General features: G+C 56.1%; 15 protein-coding genes. 7 read left to right on the forward strand and 8 right to left on the reverse strand.

The features are described from left to right. Positions 1-94 precede the first annotated feature (94 nt). From M2118_RS04700 to sufB, 6 genes are all read right to left on the reverse strand, one after another. Positions 95-1,246 carry a cystathionine gamma-synthase gene (locus M2118_RS04700; protein ID WP_280794785.1) on the reverse strand — a complete coding sequence of 384 codons (1,152 nt, stop codon included), beginning with the start codon at positions 1,244-1,246 and terminating at the stop codon, positions 95-97. Between the two features lie 70 nt (positions 1,247-1,316). Continuing rightward, positions 1,317-1,646, reverse strand: coding sequence for a metal-sulfur cluster assembly factor (locus M2118_RS04705; protein WP_280794786.1), 330 nt, complete (start codon positions 1,644-1,646; stop codon positions 1,317-1,319). Between the two features lie 2 nt (positions 1,647-1,648). Further along, positions 1,649-2,404 (reverse strand): Fe-S cluster assembly ATPase SufC, encoded by a 756-nt coding sequence (gene sufC, locus M2118_RS04710; protein WP_280794787.1) that lies wholly within the window; start codon positions 2,402-2,404, stop codon positions 1,649-1,651. Between the two features lie 3 nt (positions 2,405-2,407). Continuing rightward, positions 2,408-2,734: a non-heme iron oxygenase ferredoxin subunit gene (locus M2118_RS04715; RefSeq protein ID WP_280794788.1), complete on the reverse strand. Its 327-nt coding sequence runs from the start codon at positions 2,732-2,734 to the stop codon at positions 2,408-2,410. After that, positions 2,734-3,849 (reverse strand): Fe-S cluster assembly protein SufD, encoded by a 1,116-nt coding sequence (gene sufD, locus M2118_RS04720; protein ID WP_280794789.1) that lies wholly within the window; start codon positions 3,847-3,849, stop codon positions 2,734-2,736. The genes M2118_RS04715 and sufD overlap by 1 nt, the downstream gene beginning before the upstream one ends. Beyond that, positions 3,850-5,268, reverse strand: a complete 1,419-nt coding sequence (gene sufB / locus M2118_RS04725) for a Fe-S cluster assembly protein SufB (protein ID WP_280794790.1) — start codon at positions 5,266-5,268, stop codon at positions 3,850-3,852. Positions 5,269-5,478: 210 nt separating this feature from the next. On the opposite strand from sufB, the gene M2118_RS04730 reads away from it, so the two are divergent. Then, positions 5,479-6,375, forward strand: coding sequence for a COX15/CtaA family protein (locus M2118_RS04730; protein ID WP_280794791.1), 897 nt, complete (start codon positions 5,479-5,481; stop codon positions 6,373-6,375). Between the two features lie 13 nt (positions 6,376-6,388). Here the strand turns inward: M2118_RS04730 and M2118_RS04735 are convergent, their stop codons facing one another. Next, on the reverse strand, positions 6,389-7,309 hold the full coding sequence (locus tag M2118_RS04735; RefSeq protein ID WP_280794792.1) for a heme o synthase: 921 nt from the start codon (positions 7,307-7,309) through the stop codon (positions 6,389-6,391). Positions 7,310-7,508: 199 nt separating this feature from the next. Between M2118_RS04735 and tkt the strand changes: the two genes are divergently transcribed. The 6 genes from tkt to pgl all read left to right on the forward strand — a co-directional run bounded on the left by tkt (position 7,509) and on the right by pgl (position 15,645). Continuing rightward, a complete protein-coding gene (tkt, locus tag M2118_RS04740) occupies positions 7,509-9,602 on the forward strand; it encodes a transketolase (protein WP_280794793.1) in 2,094 nt (697 codons plus the stop codon). Between the two features lie 105 nt (positions 9,603-9,707). Beyond that, positions 9,708-10,814, forward strand: a complete 1,107-nt coding sequence (gene tal / locus M2118_RS04745; protein ID WP_280794794.1) for a transaldolase — start codon at positions 9,708-9,710, stop codon at positions 10,812-10,814. Then, positions 10,815-12,422 (forward strand): glucose-6-phosphate isomerase, encoded by a 1,608-nt coding sequence (locus tag M2118_RS04750; protein ID WP_280794795.1) that lies wholly within the window; start codon positions 10,815-10,817, stop codon positions 12,420-12,422. Between the two features lie 9 nt (positions 12,423-12,431). Next, positions 12,432-13,973 (forward strand): glucose-6-phosphate dehydrogenase, encoded by a 1,542-nt coding sequence (gene zwf, locus M2118_RS04755; RefSeq protein ID WP_280794796.1) that lies wholly within the window; start codon positions 12,432-12,434, stop codon positions 13,971-13,973. Next, positions 13,970-14,911, forward strand: a complete 942-nt coding sequence (locus M2118_RS04760; protein WP_280794797.1) for a glucose-6-phosphate dehydrogenase assembly protein OpcA — start codon at positions 13,970-13,972, stop codon at positions 14,909-14,911. The genes zwf and M2118_RS04760 overlap by 4 nt, the downstream gene beginning before the upstream one ends. Then, positions 14,908-15,645, forward strand: coding sequence for a 6-phosphogluconolactonase (gene pgl / locus M2118_RS04765; protein WP_280794798.1), 738 nt, complete (start codon positions 14,908-14,910; stop codon positions 15,643-15,645). The genes M2118_RS04760 and pgl overlap by 4 nt, the downstream gene beginning before the upstream one ends. On the opposite strand, the gene M2118_RS04770 is transcribed toward pgl, so the two are convergent. Next, positions 15,646-16,299 carry an HAD-IA family hydrolase gene (locus M2118_RS04770; RefSeq protein ID WP_280794799.1) on the reverse strand — a complete coding sequence of 218 codons (654 nt, stop codon included), beginning with the start codon at positions 16,297-16,299 and terminating at the stop codon, positions 15,646-15,648. Between the last annotated feature and the right edge of the window lie 2 nt (positions 16,300-16,301).

Below are 16,301 nucleotides of genomic sequence, written 5' to 3' on the forward strand. Positions count from 1 at the left end.
GAATGTCAGGGGCTTTCGCTTTATACAGGTGAAATGTCGCAGGGGTGCGACGAACAGATCAACCTGTAGGTCTTTGCGTATTCGCGAGTACTGATTACAGCAGAGAATCCAGTGCTTGCGCAAGGTCTTCGATGAGGTCATCGATATCCTCGATGCCCACACTGATGCGAACGAGGTTCGCAGGAACTTCAAGAGCAGTGCCTTCGACAGAGTGGTGAGTCATGAGACCTGGGTGTTCAATGAGGGATTCAACCCCACCCAATGAAGGGGCAAGAATGAAAAGGTTCGTGCGTGTAGTCAGCGCAGTTGCTGCCTTCTCTCCCCCAGCAAGCTGAATCGACATCATGCCGCCAAAGAGAGACATCTGACGCTTGGCCACGTCGTGACCAGGGTGAGAAGTAAGACCTGGATAAAGAATACGCTCAACGGCCTTGTGGCTTTCAAACCGTTCAGCCAATGCCAACGCGTTGCTGGAGTGACGCTCCATCCGCACACCGAGCGTCTTGATTCCACGCATGGTCAGATAGGCATCAAATGGTGAGGAAATAGCGCCCAGCCAGTTCTGAATCTGAGCAACTTTTTCTGCAAGCTCAGCATCTTTGAGAACAATGGCGCCACCCACAACGTCGCTGTGCCCACCGAGGTATTTAGTGGTGGAGTGCAAAACAACGTCAGCGCCGAGCTCAAGTGGGCGCTGCAGTGCTGGTGTGGCAAAGGTGTTATCTACGAGAACCAGCGCACCGTGCTTGTGGGCAATGTTTGAAACGCCTTCAATGTCCACGATGGTCATCATGGGGTTGGTGGGTGTTTCAATGCGCACCACGCGGGGCTTGGTGGTCTTGATGATCTCCTCGACAGAGGTGAGATCAGTGAAGTCGATGCACGAGTTAGTTACACCCCAGGCACCATAAACCTGTTCAATAGCGCGGTAGGAACCACCGTAGGCGTCATTACCCAGCACGATGTGGTCACCCGGCTTCAGAACAGCACGAAGGAAGGCATCTTCGGCTGCCATGCCACTCGCGAAGGAGTAGGACATCAATCCACCCTCAAGCGAGGTCAGGTTCTCTTGCAGAGCTGTGCGGGTGGGGTTATCACAGCGAGAGTATTCAAAACCATTCAGGGGCGTTCCAGCGACCTCTTGCTCGAATGTCGAGGAGAGATAGATGGGCGGGACAACAGCACCTGTGGTGGGGTCTGAGGTTTGTCCTGCGTGAATTGACCGCGTATTGAATCCCTGAGGCATGTTCTCAGGCTAAACGTTCACAAGAAATTGTGAAAAATTTCTTCCAAGAATTGTTACGACGAACTGGTCTCTATATAGAGAATCCGAGGGCTCGCATCATTTCGCGGCCGTCGTCGGTGATCTTCTCAGGTCCCCATGGTGGCATCCACACCCAGTTGATACGGAATGCATCAACGACCTTATCCAGTGCTTCAGCGGTCTGCTCTTCAATCACATCGGTGAGAGGGCAACCAGCACTGGTCAGAGTCATGTGAATGATCAGTGCATCATTCTCGTCATCCCACTTGAGGTCATAGATGAGCCCCAGGTCAACAATGTTGATACCTAGTTCGGGGTCCATGACCTCTTTGAGTGCATCAATGCACTCGTTGTAGCGTTCATCAGAGAGCTCAGAGGACATTGTTAGGCAATCTCGAGGTAACGGTCGTAACCCTCAGATTCGAGGCGATCAGCGAGCTCGGGGCCGCCTTCTTCAGCAACCTTGCCGTTGACGAATACGTGAACGAACTCAGGCTTGATGTAACGAAGAATGCGTGTGTAGTGAGTAATCAGCAGCACACCCATGTCTGAGTTCTCCTTGGCACGGTTCACGCCTTCAGAAACGATCTTGAGTGCGTCTACGTCCAAACCAGAATCAGTCTCATCCAGTACAGCAAACTTGGGCTTGAGCAGTTCGAGCTGAAGAATCTCGTGACGCTTCTTCTCTCCACCCGAGAAGCCTTCGTTGACGTTGCGTTCAGCAAAGCTGGAGTCCATCTTGAGGTTCGCCATTGATTCGCGAACATCCTTGATCCAGTTACGCAGAGACGGTGCTTCACCATCAATGGCGGTCTTTGCGGTGCGGAGGAAGTTGGTGACTGTCACACCAGGGATCTCAACGGGGTACTGCATGGCCAAGAACAGGCCAGCCTTGGCACGTTCGTCCACGCTCATCTCGAGCACATCAACGCCATCGAGAGTGATGGAACCGCTGTCCACGGTGTACTTGGGGTGTCCTGCGATTGTGTAAGCCAGGGTCGACTTTCCTGAACCGTTAGGTCCCATGATCGCGTGGGTCTCACCCGAGTTGATCTCAAGGTTGACGCCGCGCAGAATCTGCTTGGTGCCCTGGTCGGTCTCGACGCTAACGTGCAGGTCGGTGATCTTCAGAGTTGACATGGCTTAGATCTCTTTCGTGACGGTGGGGTCAATGAAAATCTCGCCGTCGATGACATCGACGACAAAAACGGGAACGGGTTCGTAGGCAGGCAACGTCAGTGGCTTGCCGGTGGTGAGTTCAAACTTGGAGCCGTGAGCCCAGCATTCAAGGGTGTCGTCTTCGACGAACCCTTCAGAGAGGGAAATATCTCCGTGCGTGCAGGTGTCACCAATGGCGTGGATATCTCCAGCTGCGTCAAGAACGAGTGCAACGGGAATGCCGCCCACAACAACCTTCTTGGCTTGGTTGAGCACGAGCTCACTTGCAGCACATACCTTTTCAGCAGCCATTACTTCACTCCTGCTTCGAGTTCGGCGTTGAGGGAAGCCTCAATGCGCTCAGCCAGAGCAGGAACACCGAGCTGCTGAACAACTTCATTCAAGAATCCACGAACGACCAGTCGGCGTGCTTCTTCTTCACTAATGCCGCGGGCCTGGAGATAGAAGAGCTGCTCGTCATCGAAACGACCAGTTGCTGACGCGTGACCAGCACCTGCAATATCGCCGGTTTCAATCTCGAGGTTAGGAATCGAGTCAGCACGTGTGCCCTCGGTGAGCATGAGGTTACGGTTCTGCTCATAGGAGTCAGTGCCGGTTGCCTTGTTGCCGATGAGGACGTCACCGATCCAGACTGTGCGAGCACCCTTGCCCTGCAGTGCACCCTTGTAGGTAACACGGCTCTTGGACTGGGGTGCGTCGTGGTTAACGTAGACCTGCTGCTCGATGTGCTGGTGCGCATCTGCGAAGTAGACACCGAGCATGTTGACCGAAGAACCATCTTCAGCCAAAACGGTGGAAGGGTTCACGCGAATAACTTCTCCAGTCAGCGAGACAACGCTGTGCTGAAGTGATGCATTGCGACCCACACGCGAGAAGTGGCTAGCTAAGTGCAGTGCGTCATCGTTCCATTCCTGGACAGAGATGACGTTGAGCTGCGCTTCAGCACCGACGAGAATCTCGACGTTCTCAACCAGACGAGCATCTCCGTTGTTCTGAAGAACAACAGTTCCCTTAGAGAACGGTGCTGCCTCAATCACAATGTGAGCTGCGCGGTGAGTGGTGCCGAGTGCATCACGAGTAATCGTGATCTCGGAGACATCTTCAGACGTGACAGAAACCAGAAGAACCTCGGTAGCAGCTGCCCACGCATTGGCAGAAGCCTTGTCTTCGGGAAGGCCAGCGGAACCAACACGTGGGTCAGAAACAGGAATCCACGAGAGGGATACTCCAGCTGTTTCTGAAGCGGTGTAGTCAAAGCGCGAGCCATCGAGATCGCCAGCAATGAGTTCCTGCAGCTTGGCTACAGGGGTGAACTTCCAGTCGAGTTCACGACCGGTCACGGCCTCAAAATCGGCTGGATTAGTGGATTTCGGGCGCGCAGAACGAACTTGTACGGGAACAGTCACTTAGCCCACGGATCCTTCCATGCCGATTTCAATCAGCTTGTTGAGCTCGAGTGCATATTCCATGGGAAGTTCACGAGAGATGGGTTCAATGAATCCACGAACAATCATGGCCATTGCTTCGTCTTCTGCCATACCGCGGCTCATCAGATAGAAGAGCTGGTCTTCACTGACCTTGGAGACAGTTGCCTCGTGGCCGAGTTGAACGTCATCGACACGAATGTCGATAGCAGGGTAGGTATCAGAACGAGACTGAGTGTCCACCAAGAGCGCATCACAACGAACGGTGTTAGCCGAGTTGTGGGCATTGGCATCGATACGGATTTCACCGCGGTAACCGGCACGGCCACCTCCACGAGCAATCGACTTAGAGACGATTGAGCTCTGCGTGTTGGGAGCCATGTGGATCATCTTGGCGCCAGCGTCTTGGTGCTGTCCGGGACCTGCGAAAGCAATGGAGAGAGTCTCACCCTTTGCACCTTCGCCGACCAGGTAGACCGAGGGGTACTTCATGGTGACCTTGGAACCGAGGTTGCCATCAATCCACTCCATGGTTGCACCCTCGTGTGCAATCGCACGCTTGGTGACCAGGTTGTATACGTTGTTGGACCAGTTCTGGATGGTGGTGTAGCGAACGCGAGCGTTCTTCTTCACAATGATTTCCACCACAGCAGAGTGCAGCGAGTCGCTCTTGTAGATCGGTGCAGTACATCCCTCGATGTAGTGCACGTAGCTTCCCTCGTCAGCAATGATGAGGGTGCGCTCGAACTGACCCATGTTTTCAGTGTTAATGCGGAAGTAGGCCTGAAGAGGAATCTCAACGTGCACACCTGGGGGCACGTAGACGAAGGATCCGCCCGACCACACAGCAGTGTTGAGTGCAGCGAACTTGTTATCTCCCGAAGGGATAACGGTGCCGAAGTATTCCTCGAAGAATTCGGGGTGCTCTTTCAGAGCAGTGTCGGTGTCCATGAAGATGACGCCCTGGCGCTCGAGCTCTTCGTTGATCTGGTGGTAAACCACTTCAGATTCGTACTGTGCAGCCACACCGGCAACGAGACGCTGACGCTCTGCCTCAGGAATACCTAACTTCTCGTAGGTGTCCTTGATTTCATCAGGGAGGTCTTCCCAGGTTTGTGCCTGACGTTCCGTTGAACGGACAAAGTACTTGATGTTGTCGAAGTGAATACCGGAGAGATCTGCACCCCAGTTGGGCATGGGCTTACGGCCAAAGATCTCATACGCCTTCAAGCGCATCTTGAGCATCCACTCGGGCTCAGACTTCAGCCCAGAGATGTCCGAAACTACTTCAGCACTGATGCCTCGGCGAGCGCTTGCTCCAGCCGCATCTTTATCGTGCCAACCGAATTCATACTGACCAATGCCCTCAAGTTCGGGCCGGTCAATCAGGATGTCTGACATGGCACTCTTCCTTACGAATCTAGAATGAGAAGAGAACGCACGAACTGTCGCGAAAACCGCGGCAATCTCGCATGTTCTCGCCCTCGAGATATCGGCTTACGCACGATCACATTGAACTTACTTAGCCTAGCCTTACTTCATTGGTAAAGACAGGGTAAATAAGTTCTTCCTGAGCGAACAACAACTATTCACCAAAGGATTATTCCCATCGTGAGAACACTTATCGACTGGTTCCCCACCACGGTTGACCGCAAGGTCCGTATCGCAGCGTGGGTAACGCTGGTTGTTCAGACGTTGATTGTCGTCACAGGTGGCGCTGTACGCCTTACCGCCAGCGGCTTAGGCTGCCCCACCTGGCCCACTTGCACTGAAGACTCCTTGGTGAACACCCCCGAGATGGGTATTCACGGCATTATCGAATTTGGTAACCGCCTCCTGACCTTCCTTCTGGTCATTGTCGCGATTGTGACGTTTGCTCTGATTCTGCGTATGCGTAAACAGCGCCGCGACTTGTTCTGGCTGACTCTGCTGATCGGCTTAGGTATCCCCGCGCAGGCTGTCATCGGCGGTATCTCTGTTCTCACTCAGTTGAACCCATACGTTGTAGGCCTGCACTTCATCGTCTCGATCGCCATGGTTGTTCTGTCTACCGTGCTGGTCTTCAACGCATACAACGGCAATGGACCTTGGACCTGCGCTGTCTCCGGGGTCACCATCACATGTGCGTGGATGATGGCGTCCTTCCAATTCATCACCATTTGTGTAGGCGTGCTCACCACTGGGTCTGGACCACACGCAGGTGATGCTGAGGCTCCCCGTAATGGCCTCAACAGTGAACTACTGCAACACATCCACTCCTACCCCGCATATATCGCCGTAGGACTAGCTGCGGTCACACTGCTTCTTGCCATCCGCCAGAAATCGGCTTCTCTTCGCAATGCTGTGATCGCGCTCTTGGTCGTCAACGCGGCACAAATCATGGTGGGCATTGCCCAATCACGCATGGGACTGCCTGAGCTCCTGGTGGGGCTGCACATGCTCCTGGCATGCCTCGTCACCATTGCGGTAACGAATGTGCTGCTGAACCTGCGGAAGCCGGTCAGCTAGCAGTTCTGCTCAGCTAGAAAGGCAGCAGAGCATCAATGGCTACCGCAAGGAATATCAGCGATAAGTAGCCATTAGAGAAGTGGAACAAGCGCATGGGCTTGGGGTCTTCATCGCGCAGAGCGCGTGAGTAAAGCATGTGGCTTTCTGCTAAGAACCAGATACCGGACACAGTCGCAATAGCGGTGTACGTCCAACCCATGTGACCAATAGGCACCAACAGCAAAGTTGCCGCAAAGGTTGCCCAGGCATAAAGAACAATCTGAAGCCCAACGGTGACACGTCCACGCACCACTGTGAGCATGGGAACGTTGGCGTTCTTGTAGTCCTCTCGGTAACGCCATGACAAAGGCCAGTAGTGCGGTGGTGTCCACAAGAAGATGATGAGGAACAAAACGACAGGGGTCCACGTCAGACTGCCTGTGACCGCAGCCCAGCCAATGAGCACGGGGAAACCGCCGGCAGCACCGCCCCAGACAATGTTTTGTGGGGTGCGGCGTTTGAGAACCAAGCTGTAAATGATGACGTAGAAGGCAATCGCCGAGACGGACAGCGAAGCAGCCAACACATTCGTAAAGAGCAAGAACCACACTGTGGAGATAATTGCTAATGCCCAGGCGAAAACAATGGCTTCACGGTCAGAGATCTCACCGGTAACCAGAGGGCGACCCTTGGTGCGGTTCATCACGCGATCGATATCGCGGTCGATGTAGCAGTTGAAGGTTCCGGCAGAACCGGCGCTCATCATGCCGCCGAGGAGAACGACGAGAACTAACCACAGGTTAGGGATGCCCTCTTGAGCCAAAAACATGGTCGGAATGGTCACTGCGAGAAGCAGTTCCATCACGCGAGGCTTGGTTAGCGAAACATACGCCGCAACTTTGCGCTTAAAACCGACCTTGGACACCGCTGTGGTGCCAGATTCGGAAGCGTTCATAAGTCCTCAAGTGATGAGTGCGCGAGAGCCTCAAGTCTACGGGAGGTAAAGGTTCGACATATGGCACGTTCCCCGCCAGCGTAAGCCTGCGCACGCCTATACTTAGAGGAGCCGTTATTCGGCGTGCATGGCTGTAATTTCCAGTCATCGTAATTTCTCCCTCACCTCCCCCGCGGTAATACGGAAGGCCGATATAAACATGGCGCAGCTCGACTGGTCCGAACTAGACAACAAGGCAGTTGACACCGCGCGTGTACTCGCCGCAGACGCAGTAGAGAAGGTGGGTAACGGTCACCCCGGTACCGCCATGAGCCTCGCTCCTGCCGCCTACTTGCTGTGGAACAAGGTCATGCGCCGCGACCCCCTGGATGACCAGTGGATTGGCCGCGACCGCTTCATTCTTTCGGTTGGCCACTCCTCGCTCACTCAGTACGTCCAGCTGTACTTGAACGGCTACGGCCTCGAACTCGATGACCTCAAGGCATTGCGCACCTGGGGCTCGTTGACCCCCGGTCACCCCGAATATGGCCACACCAAGGGTGTGGAAATCACCACCGGCCCACTCGGACAGGGCCTGGCTTCTGCCGTTGGTTTTGCCTACGCATCTCGCTTCGAGCGCGGTCTGTTTGATCCCAACGCAGCTGCAGGTAAGAGCCCTTTCGATCACTTCGTCTATGTCATTGCCGGTGACGGTGACCTTCAAGAAGGTGTCACCGCAGAAGCGTCCTCGCTTGCTGGCCACCAGCAGCTGGGTAACCTCATCGCGATTTACGACTCGAACCAGATCTCGATCGAAGATGACACCACCATTGCCTTCACCGAAGATGTCGCCAAGCGTTACGAGTCCTACGACTGGCACGTCCAGACTGTGGACTGGAAAAAGACCGGTGTCTATGTTGAGGACGTAGCCGCTCTCAACGACGCTATCGAGGCAGCCAAGGCAGTTACCGACAAGCCTTCACTCATCATCCTCAAGACCATCATTGGTTGGCCTTCGCCAAAGAAGCAGAACACTGGAAAGATTCACGGTTCTGCTCTGGGTGCAGACGAGCTCAAGGGTCTCAAGGAAGTTCTTGGCTTCGATCCTGAGCAGAGCTTCCAGGTTGCCGACGAGGTTATCGAGCACACCCGCAAGGCAGTGACCAAGGGCGCTGCTGAGCGCGCCGAATGGCAGAAGAGCTTCGACGCTTGGGCTGCAGCTAACCCTGAGAACAAGAAACTCCTCGATCGCCTCGAAGCTGGAAAACTTCCTGATGGCGTCGAGGCAGCACTTCCCGTCTTTGAAGGTGGCACTGAAGTGTCCACCCGTGCCGCCTCTGGCAAGGTGCTCAATGCTCTGGGTGCAGTAATCCCTGAGCTCTGGGGTGGTTCTGCGGACCTTGCCGAGTCCAACAACACCACGCTAGAAGGCTCTAAGTCCTTCGTTCCTGCTCAGTGGTCAACCCACGAGTGGACCGGTGACAACTACGGTCGCGTACTCCACTTCGGTATCCGCGAGCACGCCATGGGCGCCATCCTGAACGGTATTGCTCTTCACGGCAAGACCCGCGCATACGGTGGAACCTTCCTCATCTTCAGCGACTACATGCGCCCTGCTGTTCGCCTGGCAGCGCTGATGAAGGTGCCTTCGATCTTCGTCTGGACCCACGACTCTGTGGCTCTCGGTGAAGACGGCCCCACTCACCAGCCCATTGAGCAGCTCGCCACCTTGCGCGCTATTCCTGAGCTGGATGTGGTTCGCCCCGCAGACGCCAACGAAGTTGCCTACGCCTGGAAGACCATCCTCGAGCGTCGCAACGGACCAGCTGGTATTGCTCTGACTCGTCAGAACATTCCAGTTTTCACTCGTGGTGAAGGCGCTGCCACTGGCGACACCTTTGCTCACGCTCGCGAGACTGCCAAGGGTGCCTACACACTCGTGGACGCAGCCAACGGAAAGCCTGACGTCATCTTCATCGCCACCGGTTCTGAGGTTCAGCTTGCTGTTGCCGCTCGCGAACAGCTTGCAAGCGAAGGCATTCACGCCCGCGTGGTGTCAGTTCCTTGCCTCGAGTGGTTCTACGAGCAGCCTGCGGCATATCAGGAGAGCGTTCTTCCAGCAGCAGTGAAGGCTCGCGTCTCCATTGAGGCAGGCCTTTCATTGACCTGGGACAAGATCGTCGGAACCGCTGGCCGCAGCGTCTCGATCGAACACTTTGGTGCATCGGCTGACTACAAGACCTTGTTCACCAAGTTCGGCATCACCACCGATGCCGCCGTCGCTGCTGCAAAAGAATCCATCGCAGCTCAGTAACACTTCACTCGGGGTCAGGAATAACTTTCTTGGCCCCGGGTTACAACTTCACATACACACCACAACCTGATCCGCTCCCCCTCAATTACTGGAGAATCAACGTTCATGTCGAACACCCCCACCGCACAACTGTCCGCAGCCGGCGTCAGCATCTGGCTCGATGACCTCTCCCGTGAGCGCATCACCTCTGGCAACCTTCAGGCACTCATTGCCCAGAAGAACGTAGTGGGCGTCACGACCAACCCCACCATCTTCGCTGGCGCCCTCACCAACGGTGAGAGCTATGCAGCACAGGTCAAGAAGCTCGCAGCTGCGGGTGCAGATGCAGAGGCAGCAGTCTTCGACATCACAACCGATGACGTTGCAGATGCCTGCGACATCTTCCGTGGTGTCTACGACGCAACCCAGGGCGTTGACGGCCGCGTTTCCATCGAGGTTTCCCCCACACTTGCTCACGATGCTCCTGGCACCGTGGAAGAAGCAAAGCGTCTGTGGGCAAAGGTCAACAAGCCCAACGCTCTGATCAAGATCCCCGCAACCCTTGCAGGTCTGGACGCCATCACCGAAGTTATTGGGGCGGGCATCTCGGTCAACGTGACCCTGATCTTCTCGCTCGAGCGCTACGAAGCAGTCATCAATGCCTACCTTGCAGGACTCGAGAAGGCGCAGGCTAACGGCCATGACCTTTCACAGATCCACTCAGTTGGTTCATTCTTCGTTTCCCGCGTGGACTCCGAGGTAGACAACCGCCTGAACGCCATTGGCACACCTGAGGCTCTGGCTTTGAAGTCCAAGGCTGGTCTTGCTAATGCTCGCCTGGCATATGAACTCTTCGAGGACATGTTCGACACTGAGCGCGCAGCAGCACTACTGGCCAACGGTGCCAACGTGCAGCGTCCCCTCTGGGCTTCCACCGGCGTCAAGGACCCTGCCCTCCCCGACACTCTCTACGTGACCGAACTGGTTGCTGCGGGCATCGTGAACACCATGCCTGAAAAGACTCTGGATGCCACCTTCGACCACGGCGTGGTCACCGGTGACACCATCACCCCCAACTACGCAGACTCCAAGGCTGTCTTTGCAGCTCTTGCTGCTGTCGGAGTCGACTTCCAGGACGTCACCAACGTCCTCGAGTCTGAGGGTGTTTCCAAGTTCATCATCTCGTGGGGCGAACTCCTCGAGACCGTCAACACCGCTTTGGCTGGAGCATAAATGTCATTCCGCATCAAAGTATCTGGAGCTGCAGAAGCAGCTGTTGAGAAGCACGTCCCCCAGCTCGTTGCTGACCTTGTAGCTTCGAGCATCACTGCTCAGGACCCCGCACTCTGGGGCAAGGCTGCTGAGGCAGAATCCGCTATTCGTCTGGGCTGGACCGAGTCGGTATCCATCTCTCGTCCACTTGTGGCAGAGATTGAGGCACTGCGTGATGAACTGCGCGCACAGGGCATCAACCACATTGTCTTAGGTGGCATGGGTGGCTCCTCACTGGCTCCTGAAGTCATCACTGCAACCATGCAGGCTGACCTAACTGTTCTCGACTCAACCGAGCCTGGCCAGATTAAGGCAGCGATCACCGACCGCCTGCACACCACTGCCGTGGTCATCTCCAGCAAGTCCGGTGGAACTGTGGAAACTGATAGCCAGAAGCGCATCTACGAAGCTGCATTCGCTGCTGTGGGCATCGACCCTCTCGAGCGCATCATCATCGTGACCGACCCAGGTTCTCCTCTGGACAAGTCTGCTCGTGAAGCCGGTTACCGCGTTTTCAATGCAGACCCCAACGTGGGAGGTCGCTTCTCAGCACTGACAGCTTTCGGGCTCGTTCCATCTGGTCTCGCTGGTGTGGACATTGCTGAGCTTCTCAATGAGGCAGAAGCAATCACACTGGATCTCGCTGTTGACCAGCCAGAGAATCCCGGTCTCATCCTTGGTGCAGCAATTGCGGGCACCTCACCGTTGAAAAACAAGCTTGCTCTCGTCACCGACGGCACTCACTTGGTTGGTTTCCCCGACTGGGCAGAACAGCTCATTGCTGAATCAACCGGTAAGGAAGGCACAGGAATTCTTCCTGTTGTTCTCGATGTCGTCTCCCCCGAACTTTCTGCAGGCTATGCAGATGTTCAGGTGCTGCGCCTGGTGGATGACGCTCACGAGTTCCACCTGCTCAACCGTGACAAGCACGAAGGTGAAATCCTCGTCTCGGGCACCCTGGGTGCCATGTTCATGGTGTTTGAGTATGCAACAGCTGTTGCAGGCCGTTTGCTGGGTATCAACCCCTTCGACCAGCCTGATGTGGAATCAGCAAAGATTGCTGCTCGTGCACTTCTGGATAACCGCCCTGCAGCCACCGAGCCACTCTTTGTCGAAAAGGGCATCGAAGTTCGCGCTCACGGAAGCATTGGCGATGCCAAAACTGTTCGGGAAGCAATCACTGCTGTTCTTGAGCAGCTCCCTGCAGATGGTTACCTCTCCGTTCAGGCCTACGTGGACCGCGCAAACTACCCTCAGCTTCACGGCGTTCGCGACCTCGTCGCAGCCCGTGCTGGTCGCCCCGTGACCTTCGGTTGGGGACCTCGCTTCCTGCACTCCACCGGTCAGTTCCACAAGGGTGGCCCAGCAGTGGGTGTGTTCATCCAGATCCTTCAGGCACCAGAGGGTGACGTTGTCATCCCTGAGCGTCCCTTCAGCTTTGGTCAGCTCATTGCTGCCCAGGCTGCAGGTGATGCCAACGTTCTGGCCGACCACGGTCGACCCGTTCTGACTCTCACTCTGACTAACCCCAACACTGAACTCGAACACCTGTTCGCAGCCTTCAACTAAAGGACCTTCATGTCACCTGTTGACATCACTCCGGAGAACAACCCTCTCCGCGTTGCCGAAGACCGTCGACTGAACCGCATCGCAGGCCCCTGTGGGCTGGTGCTGTTCGGCGTGACCGGCGACTTGGCACGTAAGAAGCTCATGCCTGCGGTCTATGACCTCGCAAACCGTGGTCTCCTTCCTCCCGGCTTCGCACTTGTGGGCTTTGCCCGCCGCGACTGGGAAGACGAAGACTTCGCACAGATTGTTCACGACTCAGTCAAGCAGTATGCCCGCACGGAGTTCCGCGAGGAAGTCTGGGATCAGCTCGCCAAGGGCATTCGCTTTGTTCAGGGTGAATTTAACGATGACAAGGCGTTTAATCGCCTGAAGAAGACCATCGCAGAGTTGGATGAGAAGCGTGGAACCATGGGCAACCATGCGTTCTATCTCTCTGTTCCTCCCCGCTCCTTCCCTGAGGTTGTTTCTCAGCTCAAGCGTGCTGGTCTCGCGGATGAAGTCGAAGGCCAGTGGCGCCGTGTTGTCATTGAGAAGCCTTTTGGTAGTGACCTCAAGACCGCTCGTGAACTCAACAAGGTTGTCGAATCTGTGTTCCCGGCAGACTCAATCTTCCGCATTGACCACTACCTCGGCAAAGAGACTGTTCAGAACATCCTGGCTTTGCGCTTTGCCAACCAGCTGTTTGAACCCCTCTGGAACGCTGAGCACGTGGACCACGTCCAGATCACCATGGCAGAAGATATTGGCGTGGGCGGCCGTGCTGGCTACTACGACGGCATCGGCGCTGCTCGTGACGTTATCCAGAACCACCTCCTCCAGCTTCTCGCGTTGACTGCAATGGAAGAGCCCATTTCGTTCGAGGCTGAAGATCTTCGTGCAGAGAAGGAAAAGGTTCTAGCTGCTGTGCGTTTGCCAGAAAACCTCGGCGAAGCAACAGCCCGCGGCCAATACGCCAGCGGTTGGCAAGGCGGCGAAGAAGTTGTCGGCTTCTTGGACGAAGAGGGCATGAACCCTCAGTCTGTGACAGAGACCTATGCGGCTATGCGCCTGGACATCGGAACCCGCCGTTGGGCTGGTGTTCCTTTCTACCTCCGCGCCGGCAAGCGTCTTGGTCGCCGCGTGACCGAAATTGCCGTGGTGTTCAAGCGAGCACCTCAGTACTTGTTCGCAGACCACCAAACTTCTGCCCTCGGTCAGAACGCACTGGTTATTCGCGTCCAGCCCGATGAGGGTGTCACCATTCGTTTCGGCTCTAAGGTCCCAGGTGCGGGCATGCAGGTGCGCGATGTGACCATGGACTTCGGTTACGGCCACGCCTTCACCGAAGCCAGTCCCGAAGCTTACGAGCGTCTGATTCTGGACGTTTTGCTCGGCGATCCACCCCTGTTCCCCCGTCACGAAGAGGTGGAACTGAGCTGGAAGATCCTCGACCCGATCGAAGAATTCTGGGAGACCCAAGGACAGCCTGAGCAATACGCTCCAGGAACCTGGGGTCCTGCCTCTGCAGATGCCCTCATGGCCCGTGACGGCCGCGTTTGGAGACGTCCATGATCCTCGAACTCCCCGACACCACCACCGCCAAGGTTGCCAAGGAACTGGTCAACCTCCGCGAAGAAGGTGGCGCTGTTGCGCTTGGTCGTGTGCTCACCCTTCTCATCTCCACCACCATTGGCGAAGAAGAAGAGGCCATTGCCGCGGCAAATGAAGCATCTCGCGAGCACCCTATGCGCGTCATTGTGCTCTCAGTGATTGAACCAGAACACTCCATTTCGAACCGTCTCGACGCGGAAGTCCGCGTCGGTGGTGACGCAGGAGCCAGTGAAGTTATTGTCTTACGCGCCTATGGCAAAGTTGGTTCGGACGAGCAGGGTCTCGTCACCGGCCTGCTTCTTCCCGACACCCCTGTGGTGGCATGGTGGCCAGGTGCTGCTCCTGAGAAGGTTTCTGAATCTCCTCTGGGCAAGATCGCGCAGTGCCGCATCACCGATGCAGCATCGCAGGCAGACCCCATCGAGGCTCTAGCCGATCTTTCCAAGACCTATGCCCCTGGCGATGCAGACTTTGCCTGGACTCGCTTGACTCTGTGGCGAACCCAGCTCGCTGCTGTTCTCGACCAGCCACCTTATGAGCCCATCACCGAAGCTCACGTCACCTCCACACCAGACTTCCCCTCGGCGAAGATGCTGGCCGCGTGGTTGCAACTGCAACTGGGTGTTCCCGTCTCGTGCGATCTCACTCACACTGGCCTGAGCTGGGGCGGCATCCACGGCGTTCGCTTGGTTCGCCCTTCCGGCGACATCGAGCTCACCCGAGTTGAGCCATCCGTAGCACGCCTGAAGCAACCCAACCAGCCCACGCACGAGATTGCGATGCCCCGCAGAAGCTTACGTGACTGCTTGGCTGAGGAACTGCGTCGTCTTGATCCTGATGAGGTCTATGGCCGCGTTGTGACTGAAGGCTTGCCCCAGATCATTGTGACCGCCAAGTGAGCGAAGAAACCACGCTCGAAGCGTATGCAGACAAGCAAGAACTCATCGACAACATTGATGAGATTTTTGAAGAAGCCGTGAAAGAACTCCTCGTGGAACAGCCCGCTGTTCACGTCGTTTTGACCGGTGGAACCGTCGGTATCGCACTGCTGGAAAACATTGACCCCAGCAACAAGCTGGATTGGTCTCGAATCCACCTGTGGTGGGGCGACGAGCGCTTCGTTCCTGCCGGTCACGCTGACCGCAACGAGGGACAGGCAACAGCTGCTCTCATCCACCGCCTCCCTATCCCCGCAGAGAATGTCCACCGCATGCCTGCCTCTGACGCAGGAATGACGCTGGATGAGGCAGTTGACGCTTATGACGATGAACTAGCGAAGTACTGGCCAGAACTCCCTGAGTTCGACATCACGTTCTTAGGCGTGGGACCTGATGCGCATATCGCTAGCTTGTTCCCCGGTCTAGAAGGCATCGAAGTCGATGACCGTGCTGTGATTGCCGTGCGCAACTCCCCCAAGCCACCGGCAGAACGCATCAGCCTGACACTGCCTGCACTCAACAACTCCAAGAACGTCTGGATCGTCGCCTCTGGCGAGGACAAGGCAGATGCGATCTATGCCGCTTTCACCTCTGAAAGTGCCTCAGAAGCGCCTGTGAGCGCCGTTGAGGGCATTGAAGAGACTGTGTTCTTCACGGACGAGGCAGCAGCAGCTCGCCTCATCGACGAGAACTAGCTAGCGCAGCCTGCTCGAGGCAGGAATGTGGAGAGCACCATCGTGGTAACTCACACCCTCAAGGCTTTTCACGACGATGTTCACATCGGTATCCAGGGCTACCTGTGTGACACCGATCACCTGTGCGGCACCAGCAGCGAGACCTGCCTGAATACCGGCAGCAGCATCTTCGAAGACAATGCACTCCCCTGGCGCTAACCCTAAGTTCTGCGCTCCGCGCAGATAAGGGTCAGGGTAAGGCTTGCCGAGTTCCACGTCTTCAGACGAGACCAACTCGGCAGGAACGGGCAAACCAGCAGCACGCAGTCGTGCAGCACCTAAACGCGGGTTAGCTGAGGTGCAGACAGTCCACATCCCCGGAGTGAGTGAGGTGAGGAGCTCAACAGCACCTGGCAGCGGCTTGGTCAGGCTAGAAGAATCCTGCTCAAGCTGGTGAATATAGGCAACAGCTTCGTCATAGAGATCATCCGCGACATGCCTGCGAACCATGTCCTCTGCGCGGATCCCTGCATTCGAGCGATCGCTCCAGTCAAAATCCGGGGCAAACTTCTTCGACCAGGCATCCCAGGCTTCAACAGCAGCACCATGGCTGTCGACAAGGACACCGTCGTTATCAAAGAGCAAGCCAGCAACTGGAATCACGAGGTCAGACAAGG

The sequence above is a fragment of the Aurantimicrobium minutum genome (genome assembly GCF_029892845.1).
Classification (GTDB): domain Bacteria; phylum Actinomycetota; class Actinomycetes; order Actinomycetales; family Microbacteriaceae; genus Aurantimicrobium; species Aurantimicrobium minutum_B.